The sequence below is a fragment of the Mesorhizobium sp. P2_B5 genome (assembly GCF_056404775.1).
The window spans coordinates 114,877-127,469 of sequence record NZ_JBFUDJ010000014.1 but is presented as its reverse complement, the minus strand read 5'-3'; the positions used below and the strand labels follow the sequence as shown (position 1 = coordinate 127,469).

Genomic DNA, 12,593 nt, shown 5'->3' with positions numbered 1-12,593 from the left:
GGCGCTAATGCGGAAGACCTTAACGGAACCCGGACAATTTTACCGATCGGCCCGTCGCCTGTGGATACTGGGCAAACGCTGTGTGGCGACCGTCTATTGCCGCTCGGTGCACCGGTCGGGCTGGAGTCCGGAGTGTAGATCGACCCTACTCTCTTGCCGCCACACTTAGCACACGCGGGCTGATGACCCTACAATCCTTCTTTGCCGTCGCAGCATTCATAGCCGGTGACCGGATCATGGTAGCCGGAATACCAGTTACGAGCGACGGCAAGCGCGATCAAAAAGAGGTTCATGTCACCCTAGTCTTAACGTGGCGACTGGCCAACAACCTACTCGCTCGCTTGCCGGGCCGCCTGCTGAATGAAAAACCTCGCCGCTCCATTCGCGAAGCGGCGAGGCCCCAACCGCCCCAATTGCCGGCCCCAACACCCGGCGCTTCTGACACTGCAAATCTGGTGCCAGCGGCAAATGATCCATTGTGGGGCAGGGTCACCGCGCGTTAGTTGTTGTCGTTCTGTGCCGAGCCTCACCAGCGCGCTTCGGCCGGTCTGTCCCCCTGCAGCGAAGCGCGCGCGCGTCCTGGCGCGTCCCTGTGGCTGTTCTTAGGCTATAAAATGCGCCGGCAAGCCCGCGCACTAATTGTGGTTGTCCAACAAGAGGGCAAGCTTTCTGGCTGCGGCGCTTTCTACGATCAGTTCCTCTAGACCATTGTCGCCGACGCGCGATTTGTTGACGCGACGCCTGATTACAAGGAGCGCTTCAGATATCGAAWCTGCGRTAGTCGTCGCGTGACAATYCAGATGTCGGCCCAAACAGCCAGATCGACGAGCTCCTGCYCTGGACCTATATCCGCACCCCCAAGCTGAGGACCCACATTTCGCGATAGCAGAAGTCGGGGTCGGAAATCAGGCGCTCCGGTTCTTCTCCGACAGCTTGCCATTGCCGAAGATCGGCTTCTGGCAGGTCGCGCGTTCGGGCCAGGCCGGATAAGAATGCGAGATTGTTGCCGATGTATTCGCGCTCCACAGACCGCAATGGTTGGCGACGTTCGGCGAGCGTTGTGATGGCGGAAACGTTCYCAAGGCCCGCCGCGCGAAACCAGGCTGACAAGCGAGTTCCCCTCATGGCGCCGGAGATCTGTGTATCATCGGATAGCGCATCGAGTAGGCGCCACATCAGTTTGGGGTCTTGGGGCTGATACTGCCAAACCGAGATATCGACCTCCTTCACGGCAACAAGCCCGCCGGGTCTTACGACGCGGCGGAACTCCTCGATTGCCYGGGTGAGTTGTTCGTCAYTCARATACTGGGTGGAGTTCGCGCTCCAGACCGCATCGAACGTGCCGGTCTCATACGGCAGCGAAGTCATGTCGCCSGTTCTGGTGCTTATCGGACAGGCAAACTGTTGGCTTGCAATCAAGCTTTCGATTGCTTCGACATTTTCCTCCGCCAGATCCAGAGCCTCGATATGTCCGTCGGCACCCAGCAGATCCGCCATCAAAGGCAGGAAGACACCATTCCCTGCACCCGCGTCCAGCACTGACCAGCCGGGTCGGATGCCGGCAGCACGAAGGGTGGCATCATACTCGTCCTTCAGTGCAAGGTAATGGACGTCAAGATGTCGGCCGGCGCTGAGCTTGTGCCCAGCTGATGTAACTAGTTCGGAATTTGAGGCGTTGTTCATTTGTCCCCCCAGGTCTTTGATGCGAATAACCCGCTCACAGACATGGCCCTGAAGCGCGGGTTAGCCTGCCTGCTCCCTAAATATGTTATGCAATCCGGCTCGCAACTCCTATCCCCGTAGTAATGTGGGACGAAGACATCGTTACCCTGTTCGTCAACGGCCATGGGAACGGCCGGATCGACGAGCTCCTGCCCAAAATCCTACATCCGCACCCCAAAAGCTCAAGGCTGTGGCCTGAGCACACCGCTTACGGCGGACGTTCGCTTCTGGCGCGATCAGGGCGGCTCGGCAGCCGCACAGCAGGCTTTCCCATCTCGGGCTTTGGCAGAGCGACAAGATAGCCGGAGCCGTAGGTAGTCGCGGCAACCGCGTGAGCAACCAGCTACGCCCGTGCCAGCCCCGATCTAACCTTCCAGCCTATTGCGGCGACGATCTATCAATTGCTGAAGCAAACGATATGCACAACGGGCGGCAAGCTATGACAAGCAAGACTTTGAGGCAGGCTGTGGCCTATCTTCGCACCTCGTCGGCAGCCAACGTTGGTGCCGACAAAGACAGCGAGAGGCGCCAGGGCGAGGCTGTTGAGGCGTTTGCCCTGTCAACCGGCTACGAAATCATCGAGAGCTACTACGACTCGGCCGTGAGCGGCCCCGACGCGGTTACAGCGCGCCCTGGTTTTCTGCGATGCTCGAACGGCTCTCCTCGCTGGCAGACAAGGGCAAATATGCAAGAAAAATGAATCAATTTCCGTGTAAAAATTCATCAATCATAAGTTAAATTAGGATATTTCTGAAATATGCCTTGAGTAATGAGCTCGGCAAATACGTTCTCCGATCAACCAGATAGGGGCCACTTCGGTGGCGAGGCCAATGAACGCTCTTGCGCGCGCCGACAAATCGGCATCTGACCAGCTCACTGGTCCAGATGCGAAGCCCGTTCAGCTTGAAAGCAAAACCCTGGCGACTCCCGCGGGCGCGGTCGAGCTACAGTCTCTGCTGGGCAAGCACTTCCGCGACAACGGCGACGACGCTGTCGCAGTACCCGCGGCGGCCCTGCCGCCGGCATCGAACTGGACGTCTCGCCTTGTCAAAAGCGCCGTCGGCCTGGCGTTGGTGGTAGCGGCCGGATGGATGCCGGCGCAGCGGCTCTTCCAGATTTCGAGCGTGGAGGCTGTCGTAAACGCCCGTCTCGTCACCGTGCGAGCGCCAATCGACGGAATTGTCCGACTCGATACCCGACATACGGGTCTTGGTGAGACGATAGATCTCGGCGACCCGCTGGTGACAGTCACGAACCCCCGTGCGGACCGTAGCCGCCTGGAGGCAGCAGGCGACGAGCTCAGCAACGCCCAACAGGAACGTCAAGCTCTCTCCTTGAAACTGCTGAACCTCAAAGGCATTCGCGAGAGCCTGCGCACACAACTTGCAGCGTTTCATTCGAACCGTCTTCTCCAGCTTGATGCTCAGAACACTGAAGCCGATGCGGGCATTCAGGCATCAGTCGCCGAGCTGGCCAGAGCGGACGCGATCCGCTCCAGGCAGGCAAGGCTTTCACAATCGGGGTCGGTCGCACAATCACGAATAGACGATGCCGAGCGTGACTCAAGGGTTGCTGTGGCCGCGGTTGCGGCGGCGCGCGCCCGTCGCGCGGTCCTAGTGGTCGAACGCGATGCCCTCAATGCAGGAACCTACCTTGGCGACGCCTACAACGACCAGCCGCGCTCGGCGCAACGCCTCGACGAGGTGGAACAGGCCATCGCGGGCCTCGACGCCGATATGGTTCGGCTCGCCACGCGCATGAACCGTGCGGAAGATGCAATTAGCGACGAGGAGCAAAGCCTCGCTATGAACGTCCAAGCTCGGCTCATGGCTCCGGTCGATGGCACAGTCTGGGAGGTTCTTACCGCTCCGGGGGAGCAGGTAACGGCAGGTCAACCACTGTTCAGCCTTTTGAATTGCTCGGATGCGATCGTCACGGCGACCGTCAGCGAAGCCGTGTACAACACCCTGAGCGTCGGCATGCCAGCGACATTCACCTATAGGCAAGGCGGCGCGGCATTGGCTGGCAAGGTCGTGCAGCTCAGCGGCGTTGCATCTGCTTCGTCGCACTTCGCGATCATGCCATCCGCCTTGACCAAGGAATCCTACCGGGTGGCAATATCGGTCAGTAAGCTGGCCTCCGACGGTTCATGTCCTGTCGGGCGCACGGGTCGTGTCGTGTTCGAGCCAGCGGCGAGCTGACGGTACGATGGCGGTAGGCCACCCATGAACCCGATGATCTCTGTCTTAGCCGAAGGGCTGACACCGGCTCTTATCGCACTTGGCGGACTTCTGTTACTGCTGCCCTTGATCGATCGCGAGTCGCAATGGCGGGCCGTGCCGATCGTCATCGTGATAGTGCTGACGCTGCGCTATCTGATGTGGCGCGCAACCATGACGATCCCGTCGGCGAGTGAACCCGCCGACTTCGTCGCCGGTTGGCTGTTCTTCGCTCTCGAATGTGCTGCCGCAATCGGATCGATCCTCTCATATATCACGCTGACACGCATCAAGGACCGCTCACCGGAAGCCGACGCCAACACCGAATGGTTGCTTTCACGCGAGAAGGCGCCGTTGATTGACGTGTTCATCTGCACCTACAACGAGGAGCGCGATATCCTCGAACGCACCATGCTCGGGGCCATCGGCATATCCTATCCCAATTTTCGCGTCTGGGTTCTCGATGACGGACGGCGCGCGTGGCTTGCCGAACTCGCGACAGAGCTGAAGTGCAACTATCTGAGCAGGCCGGACCATGCGAACGCGAAAGCGGGGAACATCAACCACGCGCTGCGGCACGTTTGTGGGCTCGACACTCCGCCGGATTTCGTCTCCATCCTGGACGCCGATTTCGTTCCGACATCGGCGTTCCTCTCGCGTGCGCTCACGCTGTTTCGAGATGAGGATGTCGGCATCGTTCAGACACCACAGCATTTCATCAATCCGGATCCGATTCAGGCCAATCTGCAGGCCTCCGATGCCTGGCCGGACGAGCAGCGCTACTTCTTCGACGTCCTGATGCCGGCGAAGGACGCATGGGGAACCGCATTCTGTTGCGGCACCTCCTCGGTGATACGCATGCAGGCTTTGGCCGAGGTAGGAGGCTTTGCCACCGAGTCGGTCACCGAGGACTATCTGTTGACCTTGCGGCTAAAGCGCCATGGGTATCGTACGGTCTATCTCAACGAGCGCCTTTCGCTCGGACTGGCTCCTGAGGGAATCAAGGAATACATCACCCAGCGCAGCCGCTGGTGTCTCGGCTTCATGCAGATCATCCGCGGCGCAGATGGGCCGTTCAAGCTCGGCAACGGCCTACATTTCCTCGATCGCATGAGCCTCATCGAGAGCCTGCTTCACTGGACGGCCTCCTATCTGTTTCGGATTGCCGGCCTGGTGATCCCGATCCTCTACCTGCTCTTCGACGTCCAGGCCGTGAATGTTGGAACGGCTGACGGCATCGCGCACTTCGTTCCCTACTATCTTGCCCAGGTCGGCGTGATGGCATGGCTGTCTGGACAACGGGTGCTTCCGGTGATGTCCGACGTGTCACAGCTCCTCGCCGCGCGCGAGATCCTGACGGCAGCCGCGATCGGGCTCTTCCGTCCGAAGGGGCAAAGATTCAAGGTCACGGCCAAGGGAGGAGATCGAAGCGAGACGGTGATCCAATGGCGGATGCTAATCCCATTCAGTGTGCTGCTCTGCCTGACCATCCTCGGTATTCTTGTTTCCTTCGGCGGCGACGGACCACTGCAGGATTCCAGCGTCGTTGCACTCTATTGGTGCTGGTACAATATGCTCATCCTTATCTCCACCATTGCCGTCTGCATCGAGCGACCGCGACTGCGGCGCAACGAGCGGCTTCGCAGTGCACTGCCCGTTATCGTGACGATCGGTGCCCGGTCTCATGTGTATCAGACTGCGGACATTTCGCTGGGTGGAATGCGGCTGGTGGGCATGGTGCACGCACCGATTGGTACGGAAGTAGGGGTTCAGATTGGTGGTGCTCGGCTCAATGGACGCATCGTCAGGAGCTCTGGCCACGATTTCGCGGTCGAGGTCGAACGCAGCATCGGTGCTCGCGCCGCAATGGTCCGGCAAGTCTATTCGGGAGGCTTCGTATCGAGCGTGGGCCGTGTGCGACCGCGTCAGGTCGCCGGCAAGGTACTGGCGCGACTTTTCAGGTGAGACGCGCTTGCGGCATTTAGCTCTCGCTATTTTGGATGTTGCTCGACGCTGATGATCGGCCTAGGCCTCCCGAAGCGTGATAGGAGCGGCTGCTTACTCGCTTTCGCCTTTCGAAAGCCGCCGGTCCGCTTCCGGCCCCAAACACGACACGCGCAGTGTGTCTTCGTATGCGCTTGGCAGCGGATGGGCAAACGCTTTGATGCGGGGCAAGCCATTGTAGGCTGACGTCCTGGCAAACCAGTCCGTTTTGTCTCTGGGTCACTGATGCCGCCATTGCCTCCCTCCTTCATTTCACAGAGCGCACCAACGACCTCTCGAACGGGCTGATCTGGCCGAAGGACGGCTGAAGCCTCGACCGCCTATGCCGCAATGGCGCGTCACGCGTTTCTTCCCCTGGGCAAGCCCATTCCTCGCGAAACCAAGAAACGCGCGCCTGCGCCATCCTCCGCTTTGCTGCGGTCGCAAGCGATGCGGCGGCGGTCGCCTCCGGCCTCACGATCGCCATCGAGGTCGCATGGTGCGGGCTCGGAAACGAGGAAACGGAGACTGAAAATGGCTACCATCGGCACTTTCAAGAAGACCAATGCGAACGAGTTCACCGGCGAGATCGTCACCCTCAGCGTCCAGGCCAAGGGCGTGCGCATCATCCCCGACACAAGGGCCAGCGGCGAGAACGCTCCAAGCCACCGCGTGGTGGTCGGCAAGGCCGAAATCGGCGCCGCCTGGTCGAAGCGCTCCAATGAGGGGCGCGACTATCTCGGGCTCAAGCTCGACGATCCGAGCTTCACCGCTCCGATCTACGCCAACCTCTTCGCCGACGAGGAAGGCGAAGGCCACAGCCTCATCTGGTCCCGCCCCAACCGCCGCAACGGCGAGTGAAAAGGCAGACGCCTCGCCCGGTACCGGGCGAGGCGTCTTCTGCGGTGACCGCGGAAGCTTTCCGCGGCGCGCCCTGCCATCACCAGGCTTCCTGTCATCGGATGCGTTGCTTGATGCGCGATGGCGTGAAGATCGTCGAGCGCGGCTATCGCAATTGCTGCGCGCGCCGGCGCCACTCCCTGAAGCCCTCTTGGCGGTGCGAAATAGCGGCCCTCAATTGCGCACCTGATCACCGTCCTCACGCTCCTCCATCCTGGCCATCGATCGCCGTTCAATCGCGACGGCCGCAAGGAGACATCCCATGAATGCCCACGCCGCGCCATTGCCGCCGCGCTACCTGCGCACTTCGGAAGCAGCCCATTTCCTCAGTCTTTCGGCGCGTACGCTGGAAAAACACCGCACCTACGGCACCGGGCCTGCCTATCGAAAACTCGGCGGCCGCGTCGTTTACGCCGTGGACGACCTCCAGGCCTGGGTCCAGCGCGGCGCGATGACGTCGACATCCGATCCGCATGGGTCGGTGCTGCCCGCCAAGCCTCAAGCCGCCCGCCTGATCGCCTATGCCGGACGCGAGAGGCGCTGACACGGCTGATCTCCCCTATGTCGGCACGACCACGCCAACCGTCGGAACGCGGACAGCTTGATCTGTTCCACGCGCTGCCCGGTGTTGTCGCGCCACGCGATGCGCAGGACCTCATGGCCTATCCGTTCTTCTCCCTCGCCAAATCCAGGCGCATCGCGCCGATCGACTTTCGCGCCGGCGATGTGGCGATCCGTGTCGAAGCGATGCCAGACCATGGCATGGCGACGATCTGGGATGCCGATATCCTGATCTGGGCCGCGAGCCAGATCGTCAACGCGCGGGATGCCGGCTTGCGCACGTCGCGCCTGATGGCTGCGACGCCATACGAAATGCTGACCTTCGTTGGCCGCGGTGTCTCGAAACGAGACTATTTGCGCCTCAAGGCGGCGCTCGATCGCCTGCAGTCGACAAGCGTCGTCACCTCCATCCGCCAGCCCGAAGGCCGGCGCCATCGCTTCTCGTGGATCAATGAATGGCAGGAGCGCTTCGATCGAAACGGCCGCCCCCTCGGCGTCGAACTGATCCTGCCCGATTGGTTCTATCGCGCCGTCATGGATGACGCGCTTATCCTGACCATCGACCGGGCCTATTTCGGGCTGACGGGCGGGCTGGATCGGTGGCTCTATAGGCTGGTGCGCAAGCATGGCGGACGCCAGCGCGCTGGCTGGCGTTTCGACATCCGGCACCTGCATCAGAAGTCCGGCAGCCTCTCGCCGCTCAGGCGCTTCGCCTTCGAGCTGCGTGACATCGTGCGCCGCCAACCTTTGCCCGGATATCGTCTGTTCACAGAGGTCGAAGCCAGCGGCCGTGTGTTGCTGGCGTTCGAACCGGCGCCCGCACCGGTTGACAGGATCGTGCCATCGGGAACCCGGACTATCGTGCCATCGGGAACCGCATCCTCGTGCTTTCGGGAACCGCGATCGGCCTTAAGGGACGGGCCCGCAACGGAAAATCGTGCTCGTAACTTAGAGTCTAACTCTCAATCTAACAGTCTTGTGCGCCAGCCGCGGACTGGGGGTGGGGGGCAGAGGCGGCGGTGCGTTGGCCGGCGCGAGGGAGACGACGCATGACGTCGTCTACCCAATCGCCGCCGCGCGGCGACCTCACGACGGTCGAGCTGATCTGGATCGAGAAGCGGATTGAGCATCGCATCCGCTTTGGACGTCCATCCCATGAGACGATCATCGACAAGCGGCGCCGCGTCGTCGGATTTGCGCCTGGCAGTGTTTTTGCGTTCGTGCGCTGGGCGGCGAATGACTTTGGCACTGTCGTTTCGCGCATCGACATCGTGCGCGCGGTCTTGCCCGCTGAACCTTATCAGACGCTGCCTTACATCCGGCCAGGCGGCGAGATCCTGCTCAGGATCGCAGGCTGGGACAAGGTAGAGCGGGTTCTCCAACGGATCGATGCGATCGAGGCGATCGGCCTCGATCCGGCCGAAGCGGCACCGGACTATTGGCGTCAGACCCACAACCGTCTGATTGCCGGCGCAACGCCGCGTGCTTATTCGCTCGAGCAGCACCGGGCCTTTCTGTTGCGCAAGCGGGTGACCTCATGAGCCGCGCCGCTTGCATAGCCGCGGCGCTTGCGTCCGTCGTCGCGACGGTCGCTTCGGCTGTCGTGGAGATGCCGCCGCTGCTGCTGTGGAACGCGTCGGCCAGCGCGCCGCTTGGGCTTTATGCGATCAGGAAAATGGCCGTTCCAACGGCCGGCGCGCTCGCTGTCATCGAACCGCCAGACAAGGTCGCCCGCTTCGCCGCCAAGCGTGGCTACCTGCCCCTCGGCGTGCCGATGCTGAAACACATCGAGGGCCTTCCTGGGAGCCAAGTCTGCCGCCTCGGTCGCGTCATCACGGTGAATGGGCTTGCGGTGGGTGCTGCACTGGAGCGCGACCGCAACGGACGCGCCCTGCCTGACTGGCAGGGCTGCCGCGTCATCGCCGCCACCGAAATCTTCGTCATGAACCGGAAGGTCGGGGACAGTCTCGACGGTCGCTATTTCGGCCCGTTCCCGGGGACGTCGATCGTCGGAGCCGCGCTGCCGCTTTGGACCGACGAGAGGGGCGATGGCCACTACACCTGGCTCGCTCCGGCGAACTGAAATTCAGCCCAGCCAACAAGGGAAGGAGATAATCCATGGCCGAGATCGGCATCTTCCACAAAACAGAATCGGGTTACTCCGGACGCATTCGAACGCTGCTCATGGATGCCGAGCTGGTGCTCGTGCCGACCAAAATATCTGACGGCAAAGCGCCAGATTTTCGTATCCACATCGGTGACGGCAGCGGCCCCGAGGTCGGCGCGGCCTGGAAGGAAACCGGACAGAAGGCTGGCGACTATCTGTCATGCCGATTGGAGGACCCGCTTTTCGGCCGGCGCTTTCGCGCCAGTCTCTTCCTAGCTGATAACGGCTCCTGGTCGCTGCGCTGGATCCGGCCGAAAGCGCGGCCGGAGCGTACTCGATGAGTGGGCCATCGGCGCCGAACTGTGCGCACGGAAGCCGGCCCGTCAGTTGGTTGTCCGTTCGTCGTAAAGCACTTTGCCTTATCGGCGGCATGCTGATCGTCTGTCACGCAATGACGGGGGCCCTCGCACAATCCGCGCCGGCCCCGCGCGAATCCGCGGACGATCCTTATGCCGCACCTATTGCCGAGGCGTCGCATCGCTTCCGCGTTCCCGAGCGCTGGATCCGGGCAATCATGCATCTCGAAAGCGCCCGCGACCCGCGCGCCGTGTCGCGAAAGGGGGCCCTGGGCTTGATGCAGATCATGCCCGCAACCTTTGCCGAGCTGCGCCTTCGTCACCAGCTCGGCCGCGATCCCTATGATCCGCGCGACAACATTCTTGCCGGCACCGCCTATCTTCGCGAGTTGTATGATCGATACGGTTCTCCGGGCTTTCTTGCCGCCTACAATGCGGGGCCAGGGCGTTACGAAGCCTCCTTGAAGGGCCGTCCGCTGCCGGCTGAGACCCGGGCCTATGTTGCGACGCTTCGCCCTTTCTGGGGCGGCGGTGATGCATCCGGCGCGCTCACCGCCGGTCATGCCAGGGCCGTCAGTTGGAAGGTTGCGCCGCTGTTCATCGTGCCGTCCGCGTCCATGGCCGCTTCCGGTGTTCCGTCCGGCGAGGACGCTTCCGTCGAGGTTTCGTCGCCACCGTTGGTGCGCAGACTTTTCGCGGCCGGTTCGCAGCCGCGCCAGCTGTTCACTGGGTCCGACGTCCGGACATCGCAGCGATGACGAGGTCACCATCAGGCCGCGCCCTAGCGTCTCTTGTGGCGCTGCAGCCAATGAGGCGCGGCGAGCACAGGGGAACAACCGAGAGATGGCAGGATAAAAGGGCGCACATTGCGCGGCGGTCGCGTGGTTGTTCTTGCTTGATTTTCTGGCGCGTTCCGCACATTGCCGGCCATCGGCGCAATGTATATGAAGCAGCCAAGGTATTGTATTTATTTTTCTTTTTCCACATTGCGGTGCCGCGCCATGGCTGATGAGCGCGAGTTTCGCATTCGACCCGGGCGCATCCGCTCCACGCGCGCCCAGCAGGCCCGACCCTTCATCGCGCAGGTGTTGGCCGCGGCGAAAAAGGCCGGCAGCGGCATTTCGCGCTCGGGCCGGATTGTACAAGCAAGCCGCTCCCGCTTTGGTCACGGTCAGCGCGCCAGCATTCAGGCCAACCGCCTCATCACCTCGCGGTCGCGCGGCGCCGTCGTCAAGGCACGAGTCGTCCGTCATTCCGCGCGCCCCGCACCACTTGGCACCCACCTCAACTATCTGCGCCGCGAGGGCGTCAGCCGGGACGGGGAGAAGGGGCAATTGTTCGGGCCGGGGACGGAGAATGCCGATGGCGCGGCCTTCGCCGCTCGCGCCAAGGACGATCGTCACCATTTCCGCTTCATCGTCTCGCCGAACGACGCTCTCGAAATGGCGGACCTCAACGCCTTCACCCGCGATCTTGTTGGACAGATGGAGAAGGACCTCGACACGCGGCTCGACTGGGTGGCGGTCGATCACTGGAACACCGAGCATCCCCACATTCACCTGATCGTGCGAGGGGTTCGCGACGATGGCCAGGATCTGGTCATCGCGCGCGACTACATCAAGGAAGGCATGCGCGACCGGGCTCGCGATCTGGTTACCCAGGAACTGGGTCCGCGCACCGATCTCGATATCCGCCACCGGCTCGAAAGCCAGATCCAGTCCGAGCGGTGGACGCAACTCGATCGGCAGTTGCTTCGCGACAGCCGTGACAGCGGGTTCATTGATCTCGCGCCATCTCCCCAAAAGCAACCGGACGAGTATCACGCTCTGAAAATCGGCCGCCTGCGCAAGCTCGAGACCCTTGGTCTTGCCCAACAGGCCGGGCCTGGCCAATGGGCAATCGACGAAAGAGCCGAGGCAACACTGCGCGAGCTTGGCGAGCGCGGCGACATCATCAAGCGCATCCACCGCGCGATGAGTGCGGCTGGCATCGAGCGTGGCTCAGCCAATTATGTGCTAGCCGCGGAGAGCCTGGAGACGCCGGTTATCGGCCGGCTGGTCGATCGTGGGCTCGATGACGAACTGATCGGCACGGCCTATGCCGTGGTCGACGGTGTCGACGGACGCACCCATCACATCAAGCTCTCCGATCTGGAGGCGGCTGGCGACGGCGCACCGGGATCGATCGTCGAGCTGCGAAAATTCGATGATGCGCGCGGTCAACGCCGGGCCGCACTCGCCGTGCGCTCCGACCTTGCTGTGGATCAGCAGATTACGGCATCGGGTGCGACCTGGCTCGACCGTCAGGCGATCGCGCGCGAACCGGCTGCCCTGGCCGGGGCCGGCTTCGGCGCCGAGGTTCGCGACGCCCTCGACCAGCGCGCCGAACATCTTGTCAAACAGGGGCTCGCGGAGCGTCAAGGCAGACGCATCATCTTCACCCGAAGCTTGCTCGATACACTGCGGCGGGCGGAACTGGGGACGCTTGGCGACAGGTTCGCGGCCGACACTGGTCAGCCCTTCAAGCGCGCCGCCAGCGGAGACTTTGTTGCCGGCGCCTATCGCCAGCGCTTGTCACTCGCCTCCGGCCGTTTCGCCATGATCGACGACGGGCTCGGCTTCCAGCTCGTCCCCTGGACGCCCTCACTCGAAAAGCATCTTGGCCAGCACGTCTCCGGTGTCGTGCGCGGCGATGGCGGCATCGACTGGAGTTTTGGCCGCAAGAAGGGGCTCGGCCTCTGAAAAC

General features: G+C 62.3%; 12 protein-coding genes and 1 pseudogene. 12 read left to right on the top strand and 1 reads right to left on the bottom strand.

All coding sequences use genetic code 11. The features are described from left to right. Positions 1-843: 843 nt before the first annotated feature. Complete coding sequence (locus tag AC1D1N_RS29455) at positions 844-1,683, bottom strand: methyltransferase domain-containing protein (protein WP_477352737.1); 840 nt, start codon at positions 1,681-1,683, stop codon at positions 844-846. Between the two features lie 478 nt (positions 1,684-2,161). On the opposite strand from AC1D1N_RS29455, the gene AC1D1N_RS29450 reads away from it, so the two are divergent. The 12 genes and pseudogenes from AC1D1N_RS29450 (at position 2,162) to AC1D1N_RS29395 (ending at position 12,589) form a co-directional block, all read left to right on the top strand. Next, on the top strand, positions 2,162-2,422 hold the full coding sequence (locus AC1D1N_RS29450) for a recombinase family protein (protein WP_436258402.1): 261 nt from the start codon (positions 2,162-2,164) through the stop codon (positions 2,420-2,422). A 130-nt stretch (positions 2,423-2,552) separates the two neighbouring features. Continuing rightward, entirely contained in the window at positions 2,553-3,923 is a 1,371-nt protein-coding gene (locus AC1D1N_RS29445) for an HlyD family secretion protein (protein WP_477352734.1), read from the top strand. A gap of 24 nt (positions 3,924-3,947) precedes the next feature. Next, positions 3,948-5,906 (top strand): glycosyltransferase, encoded by a 1,959-nt coding sequence (locus AC1D1N_RS29440; RefSeq protein WP_436258404.1) that lies wholly within the window; start codon positions 3,948-3,950, stop codon positions 5,904-5,906. A gap of 440 nt (positions 5,907-6,346) precedes the next feature. Further along, positions 6,347-6,523, top strand: a pseudogene (locus tag AC1D1N_RS29435) (hypothetical protein); the annotation flags it as partial. After that, on the top strand, positions 6,459-6,785 hold the full coding sequence (locus AC1D1N_RS29430; protein ID WP_135906813.1) for a DUF736 domain-containing protein: 327 nt from the start codon (positions 6,459-6,461) through the stop codon (positions 6,783-6,785). The pseudogene AC1D1N_RS29435 and the gene AC1D1N_RS29430, both read left to right, overlap by 65 nt. Positions 6,786-7,086: 301 nt before the next feature. Beyond that, positions 7,087-7,368 carry a helix-turn-helix transcriptional regulator gene (locus AC1D1N_RS29425; protein ID WP_436258405.1) on the top strand — a complete coding sequence of 94 codons (282 nt, stop codon included), beginning with the start codon at positions 7,087-7,089 and terminating at the stop codon, positions 7,366-7,368. A 17-nt stretch (positions 7,369-7,385) separates the two neighbouring features. Further along, the gene (locus tag AC1D1N_RS29420; protein ID WP_436258406.1) at positions 7,386-8,438 is read left to right on the top strand and encodes a replication initiator protein A; all 1,053 of its coding nucleotides are present in this window, start codon (positions 7,386-7,388) and stop codon (positions 8,436-8,438) included. Beyond that, a complete protein-coding gene (locus tag AC1D1N_RS29415) occupies positions 8,435-8,926 on the top strand; it encodes a DUF2840 domain-containing protein (protein WP_436258407.1) in 492 nt (163 codons plus the stop codon). Before AC1D1N_RS29420 ends, AC1D1N_RS29415 begins: the two co-directional genes overlap by 4 nt. Further along, positions 8,923-9,468: a S26 family signal peptidase gene (locus tag AC1D1N_RS29410; RefSeq protein ID WP_436258408.1), complete on the top strand. Its 546-nt coding sequence runs from the start codon at positions 8,923-8,925 to the stop codon at positions 9,466-9,468. The genes AC1D1N_RS29415 and AC1D1N_RS29410 overlap by 4 nt, the downstream gene beginning before the upstream one ends. A gap of 35 nt (positions 9,469-9,503) precedes the next feature. Further along, positions 9,504-9,833, top strand: coding sequence for a DUF736 domain-containing protein (locus AC1D1N_RS29405; RefSeq protein WP_436258409.1), 330 nt, complete (start codon positions 9,504-9,506; stop codon positions 9,831-9,833). Next, positions 9,830-10,606: a lytic transglycosylase domain-containing protein gene (locus AC1D1N_RS29400; RefSeq protein ID WP_477352730.1), complete on the top strand. Its 777-nt coding sequence runs from the start codon at positions 9,830-9,832 to the stop codon at positions 10,604-10,606. The genes AC1D1N_RS29405 and AC1D1N_RS29400 overlap by 4 nt, the downstream gene beginning before the upstream one ends. A 243-nt stretch (positions 10,607-10,849) precedes the next feature. Then, positions 10,850-12,589 (top strand): relaxase/mobilization nuclease domain-containing protein, encoded by a 1,740-nt coding sequence (locus AC1D1N_RS29395; protein ID WP_436258411.1) that lies wholly within the window; start codon positions 10,850-10,852, stop codon positions 12,587-12,589. Positions 12,590-12,593 lie beyond the last annotated feature (4 nt).

Bases quoted from the DNA above. Each gene is read 5' to 3' on its own strand.
- AC1D1N_RS29450 (WP_436258402.1), top strand. From the start codon at position 2,162: ATGACAAGCAAGACTTTGAGGCAGGCTGTGGCCTATCTTCGCACCTCG.
- AC1D1N_RS29445 (WP_477352734.1), top strand. From the start codon at position 2,553: ATGAACGCTCTTGCGCGCGCCGACAAATCGGCATCTGACCAGCTCACT.
- AC1D1N_RS29440 (WP_436258404.1), top strand. From the start codon at position 3,948: ATGAACCCGATGATCTCTGTCTTAGCCGAAGGGCTGACACCGGCTCTT.
- AC1D1N_RS29430 (WP_135906813.1), top strand. From the start codon at position 6,459: ATGGCTACCATCGGCACTTTCAAGAAGACCAATGCGAACGAGTTCACC.
- AC1D1N_RS29425 (WP_436258405.1), top strand. From the start codon at position 7,087: ATGAATGCCCACGCCGCGCCATTGCCGCCGCGCTACCTGCGCACTTCG.
- AC1D1N_RS29420 (WP_436258406.1), top strand. From the start codon at position 7,386: ATGTCGGCACGACCACGCCAACCGTCGGAACGCGGACAGCTTGATCTG.
- AC1D1N_RS29415 (WP_436258407.1), top strand. From the start codon at position 8,435: ATGACGTCGTCTACCCAATCGCCGCCGCGCGGCGACCTCACGACGGTC.
- AC1D1N_RS29410 (WP_436258408.1), top strand. From the start codon at position 8,923: ATGAGCCGCGCCGCTTGCATAGCCGCGGCGCTTGCGTCCGTCGTCGCG.
- AC1D1N_RS29405 (WP_436258409.1), top strand. From the start codon at position 9,504: ATGGCCGAGATCGGCATCTTCCACAAAACAGAATCGGGTTACTCCGGA.
- AC1D1N_RS29400 (WP_477352730.1), top strand. From the start codon at position 9,830: ATGAGTGGGCCATCGGCGCCGAACTGTGCGCACGGAAGCCGGCCCGTC.
- AC1D1N_RS29395 (WP_436258411.1), top strand. From the start codon at position 10,850: ATGGCTGATGAGCGCGAGTTTCGCATTCGACCCGGGCGCATCCGCTCC.